This is a genomic window from Neobacillus pocheonensis, from assembly GCF_050477905.1.
GTDB classification, from domain to species: Bacteria; Bacillota; Bacilli; order Bacillales; family Cytobacillaceae; genus Neobacillus; species Neobacillus pocheonensis_A.
The window spans coordinates 44,152-66,142 of record NZ_JBCNAD010000031.1 but is presented as its reverse complement, the minus strand read 5'-3'; the positions used below and the strand labels follow the sequence as shown (position 1 = coordinate 66,142).

The 21,991-nt window shown below is 37.3% G+C and carries 20 protein-coding genes and 1 pseudogene; 6 read left to right on the top strand and 15 right to left on the bottom strand.

All coding sequences use genetic code 11. The annotated features are described in order from the left end of the window. Positions 1 to 118: 118 nt before the first annotated feature. Positions 119 to 835, top strand: a complete 717-nt coding sequence (gene rluF, locus ABES02_RS17155) for a 23S rRNA pseudouridine(2604) synthase RluF (RefSeq protein WP_430137476.1) — start codon at positions 119 to 121, stop codon at positions 833 to 835. Positions 836 to 979: 144 nt separating this feature from the next. Here the strand turns inward: rluF and ABES02_RS17150 are convergent, their stop codons facing one another. Next, positions 980 to 1,948 carry an SIS domain-containing protein gene (locus ABES02_RS17150; RefSeq protein ID WP_430137364.1) on the bottom strand — a complete coding sequence of 323 codons (969 nt, stop codon included), beginning with the start codon at positions 1,946 to 1,948 and terminating at the stop codon, positions 980 to 982. Positions 1,949 to 2,173: 225 nt separating this feature from the next. Here ABES02_RS17150 and ABES02_RS17145 point away from each other — a divergent pair, with 225 nt between their 5' ends. Further along, a complete protein-coding gene (locus tag ABES02_RS17145) occupies positions 2,174 to 2,902 on the top strand; it encodes a UTRA domain-containing protein (protein ID WP_430137361.1) in 729 nt (242 codons plus the stop codon). A gap of 285 nt (positions 2,903 to 3,187) precedes the next feature. Here ABES02_RS17145 and ABES02_RS17140 read toward each other — a convergent pair whose 3' ends face one another. From ABES02_RS17140 to ABES02_RS17120, 5 genes are all read right to left on the bottom strand, one after another. Beyond that, positions 3,188 to 4,156, bottom strand: a complete 969-nt coding sequence (locus tag ABES02_RS17140; protein ID WP_430137359.1) for an SIS domain-containing protein — start codon at positions 4,154 to 4,156, stop codon at positions 3,188 to 3,190. 98 nt (positions 4,157 to 4,254) lie between these two features. Beyond that, on the bottom strand, positions 4,255 to 5,100 hold the full coding sequence (locus ABES02_RS17135; protein WP_430137356.1) for a fructoselysine 6-kinase: 846 nt from the start codon (positions 5,098 to 5,100) through the stop codon (positions 4,255 to 4,257). Between the two features lie 14 nt (positions 5,101 to 5,114). Then, entirely contained in the window at positions 5,115 to 5,837 is a 723-nt protein-coding gene (locus tag ABES02_RS17130) for an amino acid ABC transporter ATP-binding protein (protein ID WP_430137353.1), read from the bottom strand. Further along, positions 5,824 to 6,486 (bottom strand): amino acid ABC transporter permease, encoded by a 663-nt coding sequence (locus ABES02_RS17125; protein WP_430137350.1) that lies wholly within the window; start codon positions 6,484 to 6,486, stop codon positions 5,824 to 5,826. The genes ABES02_RS17130 and ABES02_RS17125 overlap by 14 nt, the downstream gene beginning before the upstream one ends. A gap of 102 nt (positions 6,487 to 6,588) precedes the next feature. Next, positions 6,589 to 7,410 (bottom strand): transporter substrate-binding domain-containing protein, encoded by an 822-nt coding sequence (locus ABES02_RS17120; protein WP_430137347.1) that lies wholly within the window; start codon positions 7,408 to 7,410, stop codon positions 6,589 to 6,591. 382 nt (positions 7,411 to 7,792) lie between these two features. On the opposite strand from ABES02_RS17120, the gene ABES02_RS17115 reads away from it, so the two are divergent. After that, complete coding sequence (locus ABES02_RS17115; RefSeq protein WP_430137344.1) at positions 7,793 to 7,918, top strand: hypothetical protein; 126 nt, start codon at positions 7,793 to 7,795, stop codon at positions 7,916 to 7,918. Between the two features lie 345 nt (positions 7,919 to 8,263). On the opposite strand, the gene ABES02_RS17110 is transcribed toward ABES02_RS17115, so the two are convergent. Beyond that, the gene (locus tag ABES02_RS17110) at positions 8,264 to 9,004 is read right to left on the bottom strand and encodes a metallophosphoesterase family protein (protein ID WP_430137341.1); all 741 of its coding nucleotides are present in this window, start codon (positions 9,002 to 9,004) and stop codon (positions 8,264 to 8,266) included. A gap of 166 nt (positions 9,005 to 9,170) precedes the next feature. On the opposite strand from ABES02_RS17110, the gene ABES02_RS17105 reads away from it, so the two are divergent. After that, the gene (locus ABES02_RS17105; protein WP_430137338.1) at positions 9,171 to 9,401 is read left to right on the top strand and encodes a hypothetical protein; all 231 of its coding nucleotides are present in this window, start codon (positions 9,171 to 9,173) and stop codon (positions 9,399 to 9,401) included. 70 nt (positions 9,402 to 9,471) lie between these two features. Here the strand turns inward: ABES02_RS17105 and yjeM are convergent, their stop codons facing one another. After that, entirely contained in the window at positions 9,472 to 10,998 is a 1,527-nt protein-coding gene (yjeM, locus tag ABES02_RS17100; RefSeq protein ID WP_430137336.1) for a glutamate/gamma-aminobutyrate family transporter YjeM, read from the bottom strand. A 357-nt stretch (positions 10,999 to 11,355) separates the two neighbouring features. Next, entirely contained in the window at positions 11,356 to 11,703 is a 348-nt protein-coding gene (locus ABES02_RS17095) for a DUF2294 domain-containing protein (RefSeq protein WP_283876314.1), read from the bottom strand. A gap of 385 nt (positions 11,704 to 12,088) precedes the next feature. On the opposite strand from ABES02_RS17095, the gene ABES02_RS17090 reads away from it, so the two are divergent. Beyond that, positions 12,089 to 12,763 (top strand): trimeric intracellular cation channel family protein, encoded by a 675-nt coding sequence (locus ABES02_RS17090; RefSeq protein ID WP_430137333.1) that lies wholly within the window; start codon positions 12,089 to 12,091, stop codon positions 12,761 to 12,763. A 551-nt stretch (positions 12,764 to 13,314) separates the two neighbouring features. Here the strand turns inward: ABES02_RS17090 and ABES02_RS17085 are convergent. The 6 genes and pseudogenes from ABES02_RS17085 to ABES02_RS17060 all read right to left on the bottom strand — a co-directional run. Then, a pseudogene (locus ABES02_RS17085) lies at positions 13,315 to 13,470 on the bottom strand (MMPL family transporter); the annotation flags it as partial. Between the two features lie 246 nt (positions 13,471 to 13,716). After that, entirely contained in the window at positions 13,717 to 15,417 is a 1,701-nt protein-coding gene (locus tag ABES02_RS17080; RefSeq protein ID WP_430137331.1) for a M28 family peptidase, read from the bottom strand. 12 nt (positions 15,418 to 15,429) lie between these two features. Beyond that, positions 15,430 to 16,869 carry a YfcC family protein gene (locus ABES02_RS17075; protein ID WP_430137328.1) on the bottom strand — a complete coding sequence of 480 codons (1,440 nt, stop codon included), beginning with the start codon at positions 16,867 to 16,869 and terminating at the stop codon, positions 15,430 to 15,432. A 39-nt stretch (positions 16,870 to 16,908) separates the two neighbouring features. Next, positions 16,909 to 18,102, bottom strand: coding sequence for a M20 family metallopeptidase (locus ABES02_RS17070; protein WP_430137326.1), 1,194 nt, complete (start codon positions 18,100 to 18,102; stop codon positions 16,909 to 16,911). A 207-nt stretch (positions 18,103 to 18,309) separates the two neighbouring features. Next, positions 18,310 to 19,218 (bottom strand): LysR family transcriptional regulator, encoded by a 909-nt coding sequence (locus tag ABES02_RS17065; protein WP_430137324.1) that lies wholly within the window; start codon positions 19,216 to 19,218, stop codon positions 18,310 to 18,312. Between the two features lie 500 nt (positions 19,219 to 19,718). Further along, positions 19,719 to 20,588: a LysR family transcriptional regulator gene (locus ABES02_RS17060; RefSeq protein ID WP_430137321.1), complete on the bottom strand. Its 870-nt coding sequence runs from the start codon at positions 20,586 to 20,588 to the stop codon at positions 19,719 to 19,721. A gap of 122 nt (positions 20,589 to 20,710) precedes the next feature. On the opposite strand from ABES02_RS17060, the gene ABES02_RS17055 reads away from it, so the two are divergent. Next, positions 20,711 to 21,940 (top strand): benzoate/H(+) symporter BenE family transporter, encoded by a 1,230-nt coding sequence (locus ABES02_RS17055; protein WP_430137318.1) that lies wholly within the window; start codon positions 20,711 to 20,713, stop codon positions 21,938 to 21,940. The last annotated feature ends 51 nt before the right edge of the window (positions 21,941 to 21,991 follow it).

Here is a 21,991-nt window from a genome sequence, read left to right as displayed (position 1 = left end):
CTATAAACGATGTCCGGGTTCCAGTATTGGTTCCCGGATTTAATATGTGGTTTTTTATAAGTCCTTGAAAATACGGGATTGGTTGGGTATTCTTAAATCACAATCTCCATTTAAGGATGTGTTTAACCTGCGATTAAATAAATATATTTCCGAGTCTGGAAAAACTTCTAGACGAGGAGCAGATAAATTGATTAGTGAAGGAAGAGTAACCATTAACGGTAAAATTGCCAAAATTGGCAGTCAAGTTGAGCCTGGAGATGATGTGCGTGTAAGTGGAAGTCCGATCAGGGTTGCAAGGAATTATGTCTATATCGCCTTAAATAAACCTGTAGGTATTACTAGTACAACAGAAAAAAATGTTAAAGGTAATATCATTGATCTGGTCAACCATCCATTAAGAATATTTAATATAGGTCGACTTGATAAAGATTCTGATGGGTTGATCCTCCTCACTAACGATGGAGATATCGTCAATGAAATCTTGCGTGCTGAAAATAAGCATGAAAAGGAATATATTGTTACGGTAGATAAGCCCATTACTCCTGATTTTTTAAAAGCAATGGCTAGTGGCGTAAAAATTCTTGGAACAAAAACGCTGCCTTGTGAAGTCATACAACTTTCTAAATATGTCTTTCAAATCACTTTAACGCAAGGCTTAAATCGGCAAATTCGACGCATGTGTGAAGCACTTGGATATGAGGTATATAGACTTCAACGAACTCGAATCATGAATATTCATTTAGGTAATCTCCCGGTTGGACAATGGCGGGATTTATCAAAGAAAGAACGTACTCAATTATTTAGCCAACTAAATTATGAGCCAAAAGAATGGTAGAAATAAAACAGTGCTACTGTCACTTCCTAAATAATGTCTATGAATTCGACAAAATAAGGGCGGTGACAGTGGCACTTATTTATTTAGGGTTTTAAATATAAAAACTGGTATTAAAAAGTAATACCAGTCTCTTAAAATATCAGATTAATATTCTAATTTCCACATGTATCTTCTTTTTGTAAGCGGGTGCTTTCGAACGATTGATAATTGTTCTGCATATACACGCAGTACGCCTGAAATTAACATTGGGTTAAAGTAGTCAACTACTTCTTTTGCAATTGCTGAACCTAAGCCAAAGTCTTTTGCATCGACAACAGTCGTTTTAGCATCAAATCGATTTAGGAATTCAAGAGCGCGTGAATCCATATCCCTTGTTCTGCCATCATTCATCAATAATAGGAATGGTACATCTTTGTCGACGATTTCGAATGGGCCGTGGAAGAATTCGCCATCATGGAATGTTCCAGAGTTGATCCATTGCATTTCCATTAGTAAACAAATGGAGAAAGAGTATGCTACTTCATGAGTGGCTCCGCTAGACATTACATAAATAACTTGATCATCTTTGTAAGCATCGGCAAATGCTTTTGCTTGTGGAAGAACAGTGGCAACAGATGATTCAATTAAATCGTATATTTTGCTGAATCCATCCTGCATTTTTCCGTAGTGCTCATATCCTTCAAATTGATTGAGAATCTCAACCGCAAGACCTAATACCTTGGTCATTTTCTCCATTTTCGCTGCATAATTCGCTGCCCAGCCATGATAAACAACATAATCCGCATCTTTTGTAATGGCCGAACCTTCTTCATACGTAACTGCAATAACATGTGCACCTAATTCTTTTGCTTTTGAAGTGGCAGTAACCGTTTCAGGAGTTGTTCCTCCTAAAGAACAAGTGATCACGATGCTCTTGTTATCTACTGATACTGGAGTCGCATAATTAAATTCATTTGCTGTATATAAGCTGACACGAAGTTGTTTCGCATTGGCTTCTAGGAAATATTTCGCAGGATATAATTCTGCTTTGGAAGCTCCACAACCTACAAAAAATACACTTTTGATCTCTGGCTGTTTTTCTTTAATTTGTGAAATGATAGTATTCAATTCCATTTTTACCCCTCCACCTAAGTCATATTATTTGGTATAACGTTATATAACATTATATTAATGTTTAAGACTAAAAAAGTCAACTACAATTCTGAAAATTACTAATATAATCTTAGTACAGATTCATATTAAAGGAAAATTATGAAAAATTAAATAATTATATACATTGAAAACATTTTCATTATATAATATTATATAACGACTTATCGTTAGAAAGGACAATATACAATGAAATTAAACAGTTCCATTTCAACACCTTTATATGACCAATTAAAACAAATCATTAAAGATTCGATTTTTCAGGAAGTATATAAACAAGGTGAGAGACTTCCTAACGAGACTGAATTATGTGAGATCTATGGTGTCAGCCGAATAACCGTTAGAAGAGCCATTCAGGAATTGACTGAGGAAGGTCTTTTAGATCGCAAACAAGGAAAAGGTACATTTGTGATGCGGAATAAGTTGGCAAGGGAATTAGTTTCAGTTGATGGCTTTACAGACTTTCACAAACATTTAGGAAAAAATCCTTCAAAGCGGATTCTTGTTTGTGAAGAAATTAAAGCAACTCCTACTATATCGGAATCCCTTCATATTGCCCAAAACGCACCTGTATTAAGGCTCGTCCGTTTAATGTTTACTGATGACTACCCATTTATCCTAGATGAAACTCATTACTCCTTAGAGCGTTTCCCTGATTTAGCCAGTCACTTCCTTGAGAATAGCTCAACCTATGATGTACTAAAAAATATATATAAAGTTAAACTGAACAATAGTTCCACCTATAAAATCATTACAGTTATCCCGGCCCCGGGTCTTGAGGCTGAATATTTAGATTGTGAAATTGGTGATACATTATTTAATTTTGATAAAATTGTTTACGATGAAAACAAAGTCCCGATCCATACTTCCAACTTTAAAACACGGACTGATTTAATTGCTTTAACCATCACAACTTAACTTCTCTGTCGAAGGCAGAGAAGTTTCATTTTTTCCTAAGGCTGTGTTAAAGGTTTGATTTTGTAACTCTTGTTGATTGGTGCGAAGCGGCGAAGCGTCATGAGGACAAAATCAACGATGATACCTTGAAAACTGTCCTCATGGAAGCTTCGATAGCAAAGCGCCTTGAGCGGGAATCAACACTTCAATTTAACACAGCCTTTCCTAAATAAGCCATTGCACTTGATTTCAAATAAAAACAGGTATCGTTCGTAACAACGATACCTGTCTTAAAAGATTTATAGATTAGTATTCTAGTTTCCACATATATCTTCTTTTTGATAGCGGATGGTTACGGGCAATGGCCAGTTGTTCTGCATAAACACGGATTACACCTGTAATTAGCATTGGATTAAAGTAATCGACTACTTCTTTCGCGATAACAGAGCCTAGTCCGAAGTCTTTCGCATCCACAACTGTTGTTTTTGCATCAAAACGATTTAGGAACTCAAGGGCCCTTGAATCCATTGCTCTTGTGCGGCCGTCATTCATTAATAATAGGAATGGTACACCTTTGTCCACGATCTCAAATGGTCCGTGGAAGAATTCACCGTCGTGGAAGCTTCCAGAGTTGATCCATTGCATTTCCATCAGCAAGCAGATAGAAAAGGCATAAGCTACTTCATGAGTGGCTCCGCTAGACATTGCATAAATGACAGGCTCATCTTTATAAGCATCCGCAAATGCTTTTGCTTGTGGAAGAACAGTCGCTACGGATGACTCGATTAGATCGTAAATTTTTGCGAAGCCGTCCTGCATTTTGTTGTAGTTCTCATAACCTTCAAATTCGTTCAGAATTTCAACAGCAAGGCCTAGAACCATTGTCATTTTTTCTAATTTTGCTGCATAGTTTGGTTCCCAACCGTGGTAAACAACATAGTGAGCATCTTTCGTAAGGGCAGAATCTTCAACATGTGTAACGGCAATCACGTGTGCGCCTAATTCTTTTGCTTTTGTAGTCGCTGTTACGGTCTCTGGAGTGGTTCCGCCTAAAGAGCATGTAATCACGATACTAGTTTCATCAACGGAAACTGGCGTTGCATAATTAAATTCGTTTGCTGTATATAGGCTTGTACGAAGTTGTTTTGAATTTCCTTCAAAGAAATACTTGGCAGGGTATAAATCAGACTTTGATGCACCACATCCTACAAAAAATACACTCTTGATATCTGGCTGTTTTTCTTTGATTTGTCTCACGATGTAATTTAACGACACTTGCTTCTCCTCCAATATTCTTATTTTTATAAAATAAATGGTTCAAAGGCCTTCATTCATTCCCGCTATTTTTTCTCTTTTAATTAAAGACATGGACCTCACCACTCATATACCTTTCCATAACCGAAGGAGCCCTCAACCAGACATTGCTGGGATGAGAAATCAGCGGCTTTCTCTAGGCTGTTAGTTATGATTTGGTCCTCCTCTAAAATGCCTTCTTGAAGTTGGCTTAAATAGTTCACCATAAAGCTAGTGATGAATGAATCGCCCGCTCCCATTGTGTCAGTTGCTTTGACAAGCTTCGGCTCCTGCAGATAAAACTTACTGCCATTAAATAATAGAGCTCCTTTTTCCCCCATGGTACATAGCACCAATTTGCAGCCCATCTTTGTCACCTTTAACATCAGATTAAGCATCTCATCTGTCTTTAGATGACTGCAGGAAAAATAGGCATAATCTACAAAAGGAACAATTTCATTTACTTGATTTTCAGTAAAATCGGATGAAAAATCGAAGCCGATCGGAACACCCAACTCTTTAATCCTCGGCAATTCTGGTTCTGTAAATCCATAAAGGCCTGTATGGACTAAATCAAATTCTTTGATATAGCTTAAATCTTCAGCTGTTAAATTTAATCCATGCTCCCTTAATACTCCGCAGCGGTTGCTGCCTATAAATACCCGGTCTCCGTCTTTTAAGGTAACTCGGGCACAGCCGTTCTCTCCTTCATAAACCTTACAATGACTAGTATCTAGTCCAATTTCCTGAATACTTTCTTGGACGTGTGCTGCTTCACGATCTGTTCCAAAAACACCCAGAAATGCCGCTTCCACGCCAAACCTTCTAGCATATACGGCGAAATTCAGGGCATTTCCACCTGGATACATGGTACGTATGTGCTCATATTTATCTACGACATTGTCACCTATTCCAATTACTTTCATCATTAAAACCTCACTTATAACACCTTTGATAAGAAGTCAATCGTCCTTGGATGCTTTGGATTTTCGAAAAATTCCTTCGGATTATTTTCTTCCAGAATCTTTCCTTGATCAATGAACAGAATTCGGTCGCCCACTTCTTTGGCAAATCCCATTTCATGTGTAACAACGACCATCGTCATTCCTTCTTTGGCAAGGTCTTTCATAACCGCCAAAACCTCTCCAACCATTTCAGGATCCAGTGCAGATGTAGGCTCATCGAATAACATAACCTCAGGCTTCATCGCAAGTGCTCTTGCGATGGCAATCCGCTGCTGCTGACCACCGGATAAAGAAGATGGATAAGCTTCTATCTTTTCCAATAGACCTACCTTTTTTAATAGTTCTATCGCCAACGCCTTTGCTTCGGGTTGCTTCATTCCCTTTACCTTAATAGGAGCATGGCAGATATTTTGACGAACCGTTTTGTGGGGAAATAAATTAAATTGCTGGAATACCATCCCCATTTTTTCTCTCACTTTGTCAATATTGACATTCTTAGCTGTAATATCCTGACCATTCACTAGAATGCTTCCACTTGTGGGAGTCTCCAATAGGTTGAGACATCTTAAGAACGTACTTTTACCAGAGCCTGAGGGGCCAATGACGACCACTACTTCACCCTTTTTGATTGTGACATCGATCCCTTTTAACACTTCACTTTTTCCAAAACTCTTATGTAAATCCTTAACGGCGATCACTAGTCTTCAACCTCCTTTCAACAATCCCCAGTAATCTCGACAAAGTAAATGTCAGTACTAGGTAACCAAGAGACGCTACTAGAATTGGCTCCAAACCTAATGCCGTATTTCCTCTAACGATGGTTGTTTTATACATAAGCTCAGCCACACCGATAACAGACACAATAGAAGAATCCTTAATGCTTCCAATAAACTGATTTCCCAGGGCTGGTAAAATATTTTTAAATGCTTGAGGCATGATTATATCGAACATTGCGAGTCGCTGATTCATCCCTAAACTTCTTGCTGCTTCCATTTGACCCCTGCTAACTGCTTCAATACCAGAGCGGATTGTTTCAGAAATATAGGCTGCAGCATTAAGCGATAAGGCAATCGCACCTACGGCTAAATCTGGAATATCACTGCCGCTAAAAAGTGCAGGTACACCAATATAAATAATATAAATTTGGGCAAGAAGCGGTGTGCCTCTAATAAATTCTACATAGATGTCCCCAATAAATTTCACGATTTTAAATCTGGAACGTCTTAAAAGGGTTAAGGCAACACCAAGGACACTACCTAACACTACCGCAATCAACGCAAGGATGATGGTTATATAGATTCCTGTTAAAAAAAATTGATAATACGTTCCAAGGAATGAAAAATTCAATAGACTCCCCACCTTTGAATCAGGTTTTCACGAATGCCAAACCGATATGATACTAAGATTAGAAAAACGCTCTTTTGTTTCATATCGGTTGAAGCAGCTAGTTTAATTTTGTTTTACTTTTCCCATTGCATCTGTTAACCATTTTTCATATTCAGGTTTTGTTCTTTCAATTGTCTTATTAATTTTATCCATAACTTCCTTATCTGTACCATTAGGCATTGCGATAGCCGCACCAGCTGTATCGTCATCAAATAGAAGTTCCGTTTTTGCTAAGCTCGGGTTGCTTTTCACAAGAAGTGTAGCAGTTGGACGATCCACCAAGACTGCGTCTACTTTGTTAGCTGCTAAATCCATCGCTAATTCAGTTGATTTTCCTAATAATTTCAATTCTGCATTTGGAAATTCTTTTTCTACGATTTTTTCTTGTACAGAAGATTTAATAGCAGCAATTCTTGCCTTCTTTAAGCTATCATTTGATTTAAACTTGTCCAACTCACTTTTACGGACGATCATCACGTGTCGATCCTTATAGTAGACATTGGTGAAGTCTGCATTTTTTTCTCTTTCCTCTGTCGGACTGATTGCTGAAACAATCATGTCAATTTTTCCAGCTTGAAGAGCTACTAATAAACCATCGAAATCCATATCTTTAATTTCGTATTTAACGCCTAGATCCTTTGATACTTCATCAAGCAGCTTAATATCAGAACCAACAATTTCATCTTTTCCGCCTTCAACGGAGTGAAATTCATATGGTGGTGTGGCTGCCATCATCCCAACGACAATTTTCCCTTTGTCTTGTAGTCCTGCGAGTCCTGTTTTTGCTTTTGCTTCTTTTTCAGTTGTTCCACAACCTGCTAATGAAATAGCAAGAATTCCTGTTAATGCCATTCCTGTTAATGATTTTAAGATTCCTTTTTTCACTGTCTTGTTCCTCCTCTGTCATTCACTTCATTTTTTTACTATTTTAAAATATTAATATCGTCCATAACATTCAATAACGTTATATAACATTATATTAATAATCAATTTCAATATTGTCAATAATTTTTCTGAAAATTATTAATTAAAAGTCTTGTAACCGTTTAAATATTTTATTTAATCTACTAAAAATTTCCGTATATACTCAAAATATCCCGCGATTGTGGGGAATACTCTTATTTTTTCCGATATAGAGAATACTAATCCATTTATTATTCTCTATAATTTAATGTTCAGTAACTTCTTCCATAGAATTAAAAAAACAGTTATGGGACAACCTACCAATATGGAATCAAATAACATTTTATATGGAGGTAGTGTTTTAATGAAAGACAACACAAAGGAAACGGTAGATATTGTTACTAATGAAGCCATTCGCGGAAAGCCCTATCTTGATATTGATCGTGTCATTAATGAAGGTAAATCAGGTTATTCACAGAAAAAGAGATAAACGTAATTTTCCTCGATAAAAAAAGCAGCGACATGGAAATCGCTGCTTCACCTTATATTCCTTTTCCATTTACTCAAACCCATAGCTAACACTTTCAATGAAAACTTTTTAACCAAGTTTTCAACTGTAATTTTTTTCACCCTATACTCACGTCCTATTAGACTATTACTATGCATTATATCATCCACAAGAACTGTGTCCTAGGATAACGAAAAAAATAGCCCTCAAGACTGTTCGAAAACAATCCTCGAGGGCATCCAGAAATAATATAAAGGGGGGTCTTGAAAAAGCTTGTCTTAATAATAGCTTTTTATTCTTAATAAAACCTTAACATACTGCAACAGTTTATTTTTTTTGATTTTTTTTATATTCATTAATTCTTTCATTTATTTTTTTCGTTTCAATTTCATATTTCTTAATTTGAAAATTTACCAATTCACACGAATAATACGTTTTACTGTTTAGTTCAACAAGGGATAGTACCCCATCTTCCAAAACGGAAGCACCTGTATCGCAAGAAATAAAATTTTCTGTTTGGTACACTGAAGGATATGGTGTATGACCATGAACTATAATCCGATCTCCGATAACCTCTTTTAAATCCAACGGGGGAACCTTATACATTTCATCGATTTCTATAAATGTAACTTCATCATACTGCTTATTTAATTCACTAACTGGATCAATCCCTGCATGCACATATAAATATTCCTCATCCATGCAATAGTATCCGAGATTTGCTAACCAAACCAGGTGCTGGTCTCGTTCAGAAATCATTTTAAATGCGTTTTTTAAACTTTCTATTGTTTGATATCCCCCAAAGCGAAGCCATCTGTCACTTTTTCCCTCAAATACGAATTCTCTCATCATAACTTCATGATTTCCGATGATTGCATATACATTATTGGGATATTGTATTTTAAGATCTCTTACGTATTTTACAACCTGAGCAGAATCGGGCCCTCGATCAATAAAATCACCGAGGAAAATTAATTGATCTTTTTCATAATTCACATTTGAAAACTCTAGCAATTTTCTCATTGCATTGTATTGTCCGTGAATATCACTCATGACCCATTTTCGCATATTTTCCATCTCCAACATTCAGGGCTTTTTTTCTATTAAATTTACTCGTAATTTCGTTAGCATTGAAATTAAGAAAAATACTTTAAGAAGTGCTTAATCTCTTATATCAAACATATAAGATTAATAGACCGCAAGTTGCTTAAGTGCTAGCAGCGGAAAAGTTGCATTGGCAAAAGTCACTACCGCGGTATCCGGTTCAACAAATTCAAATGTTGTAGATTTTGTTGGCTTCGGTTCTGCAAATGATTCAGAAACCATGTGTTCCAAGAATCTATTGGTAACACATTCTTTTTTCTTAAAAAAGGAAAACAAAAAACCTATACTGGCAGTCAACGTTAAAAGCGGATACCCTCATTCCATAAAAATAGAGCAGGCGGCTAAATCAGCAACCTGCTAATTAATTTATTTCAAAATTCCAATTCTTTAACTGAACATCTTCACTATCGAAATTTTTTCATTTTTTGAGCCTAACTTATTTTCTTTTGTTTCTGCCTTTCTACTCCATATATTTTTTCATATTTACTATACATGAGCCATGCAGCAATTGAGAAAATAACAGGTCCGGCCAGACTCCAAATGGTTGTTTGCATATCTCCTTCTAAAGCTGGCTGGATGATACTAAAGAAGTTTGCAAGTCCAACTGTTAGAACCACTATTACCGTCCAAAAATTAGCACTTCCTTGTGATTTAAATACAATAAACGGCTTATGGATATCCACTTTCTTTTTAAAATACGGGAATGCAAGTCCTATAAAAATGTATGGTATCGTCATAGCCACGTTCGTCATCGAAACTAAGATGTTAAAGAATGCGGCCATTGTGTTTCCGCCAAAAGCGATGAGTGCAATCATTACACAAACAATAGCTGCTTGAATCCACATAGCATTTACAGGCAATCCATTCTTCGTTTCACCGATTCTTCCGGGCCACAATTTTTTTGGTGTTCCTTCAATCAGTTGCTTAAGCGGTGAAAACATCAAGGTGAAGAATGCACCGGACAATGCCAAGAACATTGAAAGTCCAACAAATCTAGCAACCGCAAAGCCCATAGTTGCAGCTGTATCGTGACTCGCTCCGAAAGCTGTTCCAAGTGAATATCCTAAGTTCGCCATAACGATATAACTTGCGTTTCCCAGGTTAACATTCTCAATCCCCATTACAGTTGACCAGTTTGTGAATACTCCAATTAACAGTATCCCTAATGAATAGCCAATAGAGATTATAGCAGCTGAGATAAGAATTCCTTTCGGAAAATTTTTCTCTGGATTTTCTGTTTCATCTACTAACCCACCCACTGCTTCAAGTCCGCCATACGCAAATAAGGCATATACGACAAATGCCAATGCAGCAATCGTATCACCTGCATAAATAGGATTTGGTGTTTGCTTAAAGGAAATCCATCCTGCGATTGGTTGTGCTAGTTGTCCCTGATTCCCTATGAGGATTGCTATTGCCCCAACCCAAAGAAATACATTTAATAATAAGACTGCAGTACCACCTAAAGAGGTTACTCTTTTGATCTTATCCAGACCCTTGGTCGATGTATACGTTACAATCAGAATCCATATAATTCCCAAGACTCCTAGCACTTGGGGCCCTTGAAGATTAAATAAGGCCCAGTCTTGAGTGGTATCTTTTCCAAATATAGCATTTGATACCGGAACCCACATTCCGGATGCGACGTTAACCATCCAAGTTATATAAGAAAAATACCACATAAACGTTCCTATAAAAGCAAACCTTGGACCAATTGATTTTTCCATCCATGAATAGATCCCGCCCTTCTCTTCTTTGAAGGCAGAACCAAATTCAGCTACCATTAAGGCAAAAGGAACAAAGAAGGTTATAGCAGAAAGCATGAACCAAGGTATAGCAGCATACCCCATCTTATAGAAAGATCTTGGAATGTTGTTGAAACCATAAACAGAAGTAAAAATCATTAATACAAGGGATATCAAAGTCAACTTTTTCATAATCTTTGCATTTGACGCCACATTTTTCCTCCTTCATGATGATCTGAAAACATTCAACGCCGAATGTTTTCTTAGTATTTCCACAAATGTTTTTTCTAAATAAAAATACAAACTCCTCTTGGGCAACCAGCAAAATGTCCTTCATCCACCTTATGAAGGACAAAATCCTCTTTCCAAGCTTCAAAATGTCCTTCATCGGATAGGAAGGTTTACAATTTATAAAAAAACTGCCTCTACTTATGGTAAGGTTCCCCGTGACATATCTAAATGAGTTTTTGAAATTAATAGAATAAACACCTATAACAAATAGTATCATCTAAATAATTGTTTTTGGCATTTTGATTGATGCTCTGTTTTATTTGCAAAAAACCCCCATGGTTATAACTCAATCGTTTTTTCAAAAATAAATACTGATACAGCCATATCCTCTTCAATCTTTGCATCCGAAAATAAATGAAGCAGTTTTGAACCTACGATCTCCTCCATTCCCTCAGGTATTTTCTGCTTATATATATCCCGAATCATTTCGGTTCGGGCACTATGAATTACTTTTTTACCCTCTTGAGATTGTGCAATAAATTTTTCTGTTGGAGTTAGAATACCATACATGGTTGTGATAGCCATATTATCCACAAAGTGAGTAAAAATTCGCTCCGGTCCCTTTCCAAAAATCTCTTTCCGCATTTTCCGTACAATATCATTAAACGCTGTTTCCTTTTTCCCCATGTCTCTCCTCCTAACAACTCGATACTATACAACAAAGTCTACAAAAAATTCAACCAGTCCTAAATTTGTCTTGTTTTTCTGGTTGAGAGGAGTATAATCAATGCCGTTGGACAAAATTTAGACAAATTTTATTGATGGAGCCCTAATAAAACTTTTTGTTAGAACTCTATTTATTATTTCCAATGGAATGATTTATTAGTATGCAATGCTAGTTGATTACTCCACCGCAAACTGTCGTCTGATGAGACGATTTCTTGTGGTGGAGTTTTTTGTTTAAAATTGGAAAATGATGTTTTTCTCTCTTGCAAAGTATTTTCCACCGTTCGTATTTGCGTCTGAAGAGATTAGGAAAATAAATTATTCATATCAGGAGGTTTTTAAAGAGATGTCTTGGATCGCCCTTCATTTTATCGGAATTATTTCATATGCAGCAAGCGGGGCTTTTGTAGCCCTTGAAGCAGAATATTCCTTTGTTGGGGTTTTCGCATTGGGTTTAACCACAGCCTTTGGGGGAGGGATCGTACGAAATTTGATTATCGGTGTCCCTGTTTCAGAGCTTTGGGACCATTCCATCATTTTAACAGTTTTAATAACACTGACATTCATCGTACTATTGCCGCTAAAGTGGATTAATCATTGGAAGCGGTGGGGTTTATTTTTTGATTCCATTGGTCTTGCTTCCTTCGCTCTTCAAGGAGCAATGTCAGCCCAAGAGGTTTTTTCGAATGATTTGGGCATAATGGTCTTGGCGTCGATGTTTACCGGCGTTGGAGGGGGGATGATTCGTGACATCATAGCGGCCCGAAAACCCCTTGCTTTAAAGGAAGAAATCCATGCAATTTTAACTATTTTATGTGCCATATGTATTTGGCTGGGTTGGAACACCCCCATTCAGTTGACGCTGATTGTCCTTATTGTTATAGCGTTACGCATGTCTGCTATTCGCTATCAGTGGCGGCTCCACCTGCCCTGCAATCATAAAAAGGGTAGGAAAACACAGATACGTATTTCTCTAGGTAGGAAATTCATAGAAAAGCCAATCTATGAAAAAAGCAAATAAAGATTTACCAGTCCAATTCTTATCAGTACCACTTTACTATTTAAGCTTTAATAACCATTTATGCCCAGTAGTCAGCCTACTGGGCTATAACAACGTACTAAAGAAAAATTTATCCGGTGACAATTAGCTTGGACTATCGAAATTATACTTCGTCAATGGGTGAAGGCAGTAAAAAACATGTTCAGCCGATTTCCATCTTTTTAATTCTATAAGAGTATTTTCTACTTAATAACCTCACTTACTTATGATACGGTTCACCGCACCTGTTTAAGAGGCAGTTTTTCTTATCATTACTAATTGTTTCACGTGGAACAAGGTATCAGATTTGGATTAAGCAATCACTGATTGCTTTGTTTTTAGGCATGTAAATCATTATTAGATTGTTCATTTATTTTCCTCCTAAATAAAAAACTCCATATCTTTAAAGATAGGAGTCCATAAATTAAGGATTCTATTAAAATAATATATATATTGAGAATTCAATCGTTACCATTACTACCCTGAACATGCCAATCTAATGTCAAATTCAATCGGTATTCTTTAATTGCTAAATAAAGCGGAATCAAACCTAAGATTGCTGGCATATCCAATCCATAATGGATCAAAATCCAAGAGGCACCTAAAGCAGATAAATAGGATAGAACGACCGTAATAATAAGATAAACACACGCTACTATTGACCGTAAATATATTAACAACAATGCAGCTGTAGAAACTGTTCGGCTCATAAAAACCTCATTACTTATGATATGGTTCACCATGGTTATTTAAGAGGCAAAAAGGCATTGTTAAACTGACCGATGCCTTTTTATAGTTTGAACTACATTAATTCTCATATGCTTATACATACTTATTTATGCTTATTTAGAGGTTTTCTGCCACTTCTCTAATTTCATTAGGATGTTTCCGTACTCGGACTGCAGATTACAGATAAATTTATAGACATAACTTTGTTACCGATACCTAAATAAATACCTATTAATTTCCTTAATGATTTCTTGTATTTCCTTAACTATCCGATTGCGTTGTCTAACAAAAAAAGTCAAAGTGAAAAGAAATTCTTCTGGCGATGAATTTCCTCGGTACATATCTTTTACCTTTGCTAAGCCAGGATAAGGCCGAAAAGGGAAGGTATTATCGTAATCATATTTACTTGAATACGAAAATTTAAGTCTGTTTAATGTACCACCAATGGTCTTCAAAAGTTTATTGTACTTTTTCGCATCTCGGACTTCTTTTCCTAATAAATCTCTTATTACTTCTGTTAATTTGTCAAAAGACTCATGAACAACGGTAAAATCGAAGGCTTTATCAGAATGATTGTCCAATTCATTCATAATCTTTTTGCTAGTTGCAATAAAATCTAAAAGGTTTAACGGCAGGATATTTACATTCGTTAATTCATTAACAAGCACTAGATGTATCCCTGTATCTCTGAACAACAAATCAAAATCCACCTTATCTGGCAGGTCTTCCTCTGTGTGCCACCACCAGTTTCCCCCTGGAGTCTGATAAATTTTTTCCTCTTGGATTGGTTCATATTTCATCATAAGATGAATGGGAATATTTGTCCCCCAAAACGATTGGTCTGCTCCCCGTGGCAGATTCTCAAAGCGTGTTGGCTCTTTATCCGTAAAGGATGCAATGATATCTTTTAGAAACTGGGCATCCTCAAGGGATGTAAATCTTGGAACCACATTGACATTTCCTTTTGTTCCGGGGAAGTCAATATTAATATGGGCTACACAATGCTCATTAATATCTTGCCAAAAATGGTCACAATACCAAGCCGACCCTGCATATCTGCCATTGGAATGTCCAGGCCACCAGGCTATTTGGATGCCGCGTTTATGTGGCTTGTTTGAAAGGATCCTCGCCAATTCAAGCATTAGAGCATTGGCGGTCGCATTATCTGTTGCTCCTTTATGCCAGGAATCATAATGGCCGGAAATAAGAATATATTCGTCCGTTTCTCCTGGAATAGTGGCAACCGGCAGACTCACACTTTTGATACCATTTTTTACAACAGTTTTCAGAACCACTGTAACTTCTTCATCTCGTAGAAGTTTAAGTAGCTGCAATCCATCAGAGTTGTTAATTCCAACAACTGGTATTTTTGTAAGCTGATCAACGTTGTCGATGGTTGGAGTGCCCCAAACGGTACCGACGGTTTCTTCATGGATTGCTTCTTCTTTGGATGGCCAAATGTGAATAAGACCTATTGCACCAGCATTTTCAATTTTTTTCACATAATCCTCGTAATAGTTCCAGCTAACCACAATTTTATCATTCATTTTTTCGAAACGATCAGTGGACTCATTGACACTTCGAGTCTTTTCACTATCGGAGTCATAGAACAAATTCCCTTTTAGCCCCTTTGGAATATGTAAACCAAAGGATCTTGTTTTTGCACGAATATCAAGTTTCTCAGGCGCAGTCACGGACACCTGTCCATGAATGGGGTCACTGAAATAGCCATCGAAATGGTAACGGTTATATTGAATATGATTACGTTCCAGTTCTTCTACAATATAATCAACCGCTTTTTCAGCCTCAGCTTCCCCGGTTAACCGTTCCCATTGGGATAGTGTATTGACATGCTGATATAAAAGATCTTTATCAATTAAATCTAGTAACTTTATATATTTTTCCAATGCTTTCATCCTCTATGAATATTGAATGATATCGGCAACGACGACAAAAAAAGCACCAATGACGACCCAAATTAACAATAAAGGCCAGAAAAACTTCACCCATTCTTGATATTTAATTTTCGAAACAGCCAGGCTTCCCATTAACATTGCAGAGGTAGGCAGGATGCAATTGGATAGTCCGTCTCCTAGTTGATACGCGAGAACAGCCGTTTGTCTTGTGACATCAATTAGATCCGATAACGGCACCATAATTGGCATGGTTGTGGCAGCGAGCCCTGTTCCTGAAGTAATAAAGACGTTCATAATCGTTTGGAAAAAGTACATGCCCAGCACTTGAATAAACCCTGGCATATGGTCAACCATCATCGCTAACCCATTAACAACCGAATCAATGACATGTCCTTGTTCTAGGACCACAACGATTCCTTTAGCCAATCCGACAATAAAGGCACCAAAGGTAATGTCTCTCGCTCCAATTACAAATTCACTTGCAATTTTGCTAGGACTATATTTTGAAAGGAATCCAACCACAACTCCTAATGCGAGGAAAAATGCAGCTAATTCCTGCATCCACCAGCCCTTTTCCGATACTCCCCAAATTAAAAGACCAAATCCGGCTAAAACGGCGAAAATCGTCAAATAATGACTTACCTTCATAGTTGGCAAGGATTTAATATCAATATTCCCGTGTGCTTCTTCTTTTTCGAGTTCAACGACAATACTGGAGGCTGGATCTATTTTCACCTTTTTAGCATAACGAATAATATAAAGACTCGTAGCAATTAATAGAACAACTAATATAATAGCGCGTAGCCACATCCCTGAAAACATCGGAATTTCCGCAATCGATTGTGCAATACCAACGTTAAAAGGATTTAGCAGTCCCGCAGTAAAACCAGCCGCAGCACCAAGCATAACCATAGCCGTCCCAGTTACCGCATCATAACCTAACGCTCTGGCAATTGCGATTCCAATCGGTACAAACGCCATGACTTCTGCAGACATCCCAATTGTCAACCCACCGACTGAAAACAATGATAAGAAAATCGGAATGATGAGAAGACCACGGTTCATAAAGGTCTTACCAACCCTTGCCGCCATCGCTTCTATCATTCCTGTAGAATTAATGATTTGAAATACACCACCAACAATGAAGATAAAAAAGACCGTATCACTTGCACTAGCCAGCCCTTTGACAATCGCTAATGGAAGATCGATAAGACTGACGGGGTTTTCTTCTACATGATGGTAGGAATTTTGGACAACTACGGTATTTCCTGAGCCCTTGTCTTCTGCGCGATCAAATTCACCTGCTGGCAAAATATAGGTAAGAAGAGCAGCAAATAATACCATGCTTAAAATGATGACAAACGTGTGGGGCATCTTAAACCTTTTTACCTTAGGCTTTCCGGCTGTAACTTGTACATTTGAGGCCAACTTATTCAATTTCACATTTCTTCACCCTTTACTGTTTATTTTGCAATAAAACGCTTACATTTGTTTGTTTCTTTTCCATTCTTCAAATTCGCTGCGAATGGCTTTAAGGTAACGATCATTTTCACACACATCAAAGGCTGTCATCGCTAAAGCCTTCGCCGCTTTATTTAAGCCTGTCAACCCTTCTTCAGAACAGGCTGCCTCTACAAATTCAGGAGTATGTGTATTTGCTGAATCTGTAATTTTGATGTATGGATGAATGGTGGCTGTCACCTGTCCAACATTTCCAATATCAGAGGAACCAATTCCACCCTTTTTAGGCGGTTCGCATACTTCTTCACCTAAAAGCTCCAAGTTATCTTTGAATATAAGGGCGAGCGCTTTGTTATTGTTTCTTTCGGCGTAGATCAAGCCTTCTTCAATTTCGATTTTGGCACCAACAGCTTCTGCAGAATAACGTGCAGCTGCATACACCTTTTCACGAACAAGCTCTAACTGTTCTACTGTCTCTGCTCTTAATAAAAATTCAGCCTCGCAGTACGCTGGGACTACATTCGTTGCCTCTCCACCCTTTGTAATAATGCCGTGAATTCTGACATCGTCCTTGAAAAACTGACGTAAGGAGTTGACAGCAACAAAGGTGTTGATGACGGCATCCAATGCACTGATCCCTTTTTCAGGACTTGCAGCTGCATGAGTTGCCTTTCCGTAATACTTAAATTTCGCATCCACACAGGCTAATCCGCCTCGCAAGACCATGGTACTCTTATGAGGATGACACATCATGGCCACATCGACATGATCGAAAACTCCATCCTCCACCATTAATATTTTTCCGCCTCCTAACTCTTCTGCAGGTGTTCCCAGAACAACGATTTTTCCCTTTAAATTTGGAATGGCCTTCTTAAGTGCCAATGCAGCACCTACCGCAGACGTCCCGATGATATTATGGCCGCACCCATGTCCCAAGCCTGCCAGTGCATCATACTCGGCAAGCAGTGCAATCGTTGGACCTCCAGACACACCTTCCCATGTTGCTCTAAAAGAGGTTTCCAGATTAGCAATCCCTTTTTCAATTGTAAAGCCAGCCTTTTCTAATGGCTCTGTCAGCCATTTCATTGCATGATGCTCTTGAAAACTCACTTCCGGATTCCGATGAATTTTTAACGCCAGGTCACGCAATTCAACGTCCATAGCATCAACTGCATCCAAGAGTGGTTTTTTCTCTTGGCCTAACTTAATATACACAAATATACAACCTCCTAAATATTCAGAATTCTCATGAGCTTATTGTTATTTTACTTTTACACCATTAATAAGTAAAATTAAGCTTTTTTAGTATTTCTATAAAAAAATTTTATAGATTTCTTAAGCATTTCATTGCAATATATTGAATATTTATTAATCTTGCATTTTTTAAAACAAAAAAGAGAATCACGTCTAACGCGTTCTCTTTCAGCTCAGTATTCCCTGATCAGCTATTTTTTTAACATAATGAACAAACTCAGCTACTGTTGCCAAACTCATGGATGCTTCTCTGTAATACATCCATGTTCTTCTTTTCATTTCCTGTCCGTTCTTAAAAATCAAATTAGAACAATGTAATTCATCACTTTGCTTTAGAAAGACACTCGGTATGATTGCATACCCAAGCCCTTTTTTCACCATCTCCCTGCAAGTTTCATAGCTATCCACTTGCATCGTTACCAAAGGTGGTTCCATAAACCTTTCATTCCACCAATATTCAATACTTTGGTCGTATGGATTATAAGGAATCGTTTTATATTTTAGAAGAACTTTTGGCTCTTTTCTGTTAATCATCGGCATTTGAGGAAGCTTCTCTAAATCAATCGGTTCATTTGCTATAATACAGACATTTTCTTCACTTAGGAGATACTTTTGCTCAGGCCAGTTATAATCCCCTCTCACGATCGCCACATCAATCTGTCCGTCCAATAGTAAATCCATTATTTCTGTACTAAAACCTGTATCTACATTCAATTGCACTCTCGGGAACATTTTCATATAGGACTTCAAAATAGACGGAAGATTGTACAATCCAAAGTGGCTATTGACTCCAATTATTAAGCTCCCGGTAAGTTCATTTTCCATATTCAATAGAAACTCTTTGATCCTTCGTAAATCGATTAAAACGCTGTTTGCATATTCAGCCAAATGATTTCCAGCAGTGGTCATCTTTATATTTTTTCCGTTCTTAGAAAAGATTTCAACCTGAAATTCTTTTTCAATTTGCCTGATACGGTATGTTAAGGCAGGCTGTGTCATAAATAGGTGTTCCGCTGCCTTTGTTAAATTTTGATCCTTTTGTAAGTATAGCAGCAGTAAACAATCTTTCTCATCCATTTCGTTTCACCACATGCTTTCAATAAGACTCATTTCTATTTAAACATACGGTGGCGATGTTTACCAGATACCTTTAAATCGTCTAGCTCCAATCAATACCTTGTATAAAATTTACTTTGTGAATATTATGATCTTCGAATGTGTTCACGCGAGATTACTAAATCCTATTTAGTGATCATTTTTACAGAGTTGCCCGTATTTATCAAGATGATTCTGCTCACCAAAAAATTCAGTTATCAAATGATGCTACAGGTAATATTGTTGATATCTTACGTTATATTGAAAAAGAAGAGGAAGTATATACAAATTCTTCAAAAAAACTACCTCTATTTATGGTAAGGTTCACCGTAACGAATCTAAATGAGGTTATAAAACCATGAATATATTTTAAAATTCATTTAAAGATTTACTATACTACAGTCAAAACTAATATCTGTTTCATTTTATTTGCCATTTTTCAACGTTGAAGTTTTTTATTTTTCAATAAATAATTTTGGTGTCTAAAAAAGTTTTAAAAATTCTTTTGCTGCTTTTGATAAGTAACTATTCTTCCTCCAAATTACTTTGGGTTCAGATATTAAGGTCTGATCCTTTAGCTGAATGACTCTCAATCCTCCCAATGAATGGAGGGATAATAACGATAGCGGTAAGATCGTCGCACCAAACCCCGATGAAACGAGACCAAGTAACATAATTAAATCCTGACATTCGCACAGTATATTTGGTTCTAAATCTAACCGTTGAAATTCATTGACAATTTGTCCATACGCACCTAAACCATAGTTTGGTCGCAGAAGAATCAATGGCAAATCGATGATTTCCTCTAACCTGCATTGTTCTAATCCACTCCACGTCCATTTTTCAGGTAAAACAAGCACATATGGGTCACTTTCCAATGTCATTTGAGAGATACTTTTTTCTGTTATTGTACTATTTGTTATCGCAATCTCAATCTGACGTTTAGATAACATTTTTATGAGATGAATCGTTTCACCTTCCCATACTTTGAAAGTAAGACCAGGATTTTTCTCACGAATATCTACCACCTTAGAAAGAATTAAAGAAGCACAATAAAGATTGGATCCAACAGATAAAATCCCACTGGCGCCTTTCCTCAATTCTTGAACTTCAACCATTGTTTCATCAAGTTTATTTAAAAGTTCTTTTGCTCGAAGAAGTAATCTTTCCCCCTCCAAGGTTAAATTAAGACTTTTGTTATCTCGATCAAATAAAACGACGCCTAGCTCTTCTTCCATTTGTTTGAGTTGTTTGCTCAAAGGGGGTTGAGCAATATTTAATTTCTTTGCAGCGGTCGTGATCTTACCTTCTTCTGCTATAGTGACAAAGTATTTTAATTGTCGAATATCCAAGATGAAACCTCCATCATACCCAAAAGATATAGTAAAAAGATAAAACAGATATTTTAAGTATTGATAAATTGAGTATACACTAAGATGTAGTGTAATTCATAAGTTGAAGGAGTGTGACTTTGTTGTTCAAAAAAAATATCATACAATTTCCAAAGCTTTTATCGGTTGGGAATATATCGAATGGATTTGTGGCCTGGCTATTTGGTTCAGCAGGACCATTATTAATTGTTTTACAAGCTGCTGCAAAAGGTCATTTGTCTAGTACCATAACCAGCTCATGGATTTTCGCCATTTATGGAATGGGGGGACTCCTAACGCTCATCGTCTCCTTATATTATGGGCAACCCATAGGCTATGCCTTTTCAATACCTGGAGCCATTCTTGTCGGCTCAAGCTTAACCCATTATTCTTTCAACCAAGTGGTTGGTGCCTATATTATAACCGGGATCCTTATTTTTCTTTTAGGATTATCTGGCCTTGTTACAAAATTGATGAAGGTATTGCCTATGCCGGTTATGATGGGGATGGTGTCAGGCGTCTTACTCCCTTTCGGAACTGAAATGATCGGCTCGGTTGTAAAAAATCCTTTACTCAACGGAATCCCGTTACTTGTCTTTCTTGCTCTTTCTTTTTTCTTACGATTTTCAAAAAAGTTTCCGCCTATATTAGGGGCGATCATTGCAGCAATTCTTTGTCTTAAATTTTTGCCGAACATTTCTGCACAGCCTCTCCATATAACAATGGGCATTCCCCATTTTATCATCCCATCATTTAGTTTTTCCGTTGTAGGGGAACTTGTCATTCCATTACTCTTAACGGTTATTGCCATTCAAAATGCCCAAGGGATTGCTATGTTAGAGACTCATGGCTATCGTCCACCGATCAATGCCATGACCAATTGGAGCGGAATCGGTACCATTATAAATGCTTTTTTTGGGGGCCACCCAGCCTGCATTGCAGGTCCCATGACGGGCTTACTTGTTAATAAAGAATCAGGCAAACTTGAACATAGGTATGTCGCTGCTATTGTATTAGGAGTATTATCCTGTCTATTAGCTCTATTTTCTCCAATAGCTTCGCAAATTCCACATGTCATTCCTGCCTCATTAATTCAATTACTAGGTGGCCTCGCCATGATTAGTGTACTGGTTGACTCTTTGAAAATGAGTTTCTCTGGTTCATTCAAATCAGGCGCCCTCTTTTCCTTTATAATCACAATCTCTGGGATCTCTATTCTCCATATCGGAGCGCCATTCTGGGGTCTGGTTGGGGGTACATTAGCCACCGTATTCTTGGATAAACAAGATTTTTATAAATCCGAATCAAGTGACCAAAACAAGAAACTAACTTGAGTGAAGCTCTTTGCAAGGACAAAATTTCCTAACACTGTTTCTTTAGACCTC

Coding starts and splice junctions, on each gene's coding strand:
- ABES02_RS17150 (WP_430137364.1), bottom strand. CDS start 1,948: ATGGAATTGAATACTATCATTTCACAAATTAAAGAAAAACAGCCAGAG.
- ABES02_RS17145 (WP_430137361.1), top strand. CDS start 2,174: ATGAAATTAAACAGTTCCATTTCAACACCTTTATATGACCAATTAAAA.
- ABES02_RS17135 (WP_430137356.1), bottom strand. CDS start 5,100: ATGAAAGTAATTGGAATAGGTGACAATGTCGTAGATAAATATGAGCAC.
- ABES02_RS17115 (WP_430137344.1), top strand. CDS start 7,793: ATGAAAGACAACACAAAGGAAACGGTAGATATTGTTACTAATGAAGCC.
- ABES02_RS17110 (WP_430137341.1), bottom strand. CDS start 9,004: ATGCGAAAATGGGTCATGAGTGATATTCACGGACAATACAATGCAATG.
- ABES02_RS17095 (WP_283876314.1), bottom strand. CDS start 11,703: ATGGGGAAAAAGGAAACAGCGTTTAATGATATTGTACGGAAAATGCGG.
- ABES02_RS17090 (WP_430137333.1), top strand. CDS start 12,089: ATGTCTTGGATCGCCCTTCATTTTATCGGAATTATTTCATATGCAGCA.
- ABES02_RS17065 (WP_430137324.1), bottom strand. CDS start 19,218: ATGGATGAGAAAGATTGTTTACTGCTGCTATACTTACAAAAGGATCAA.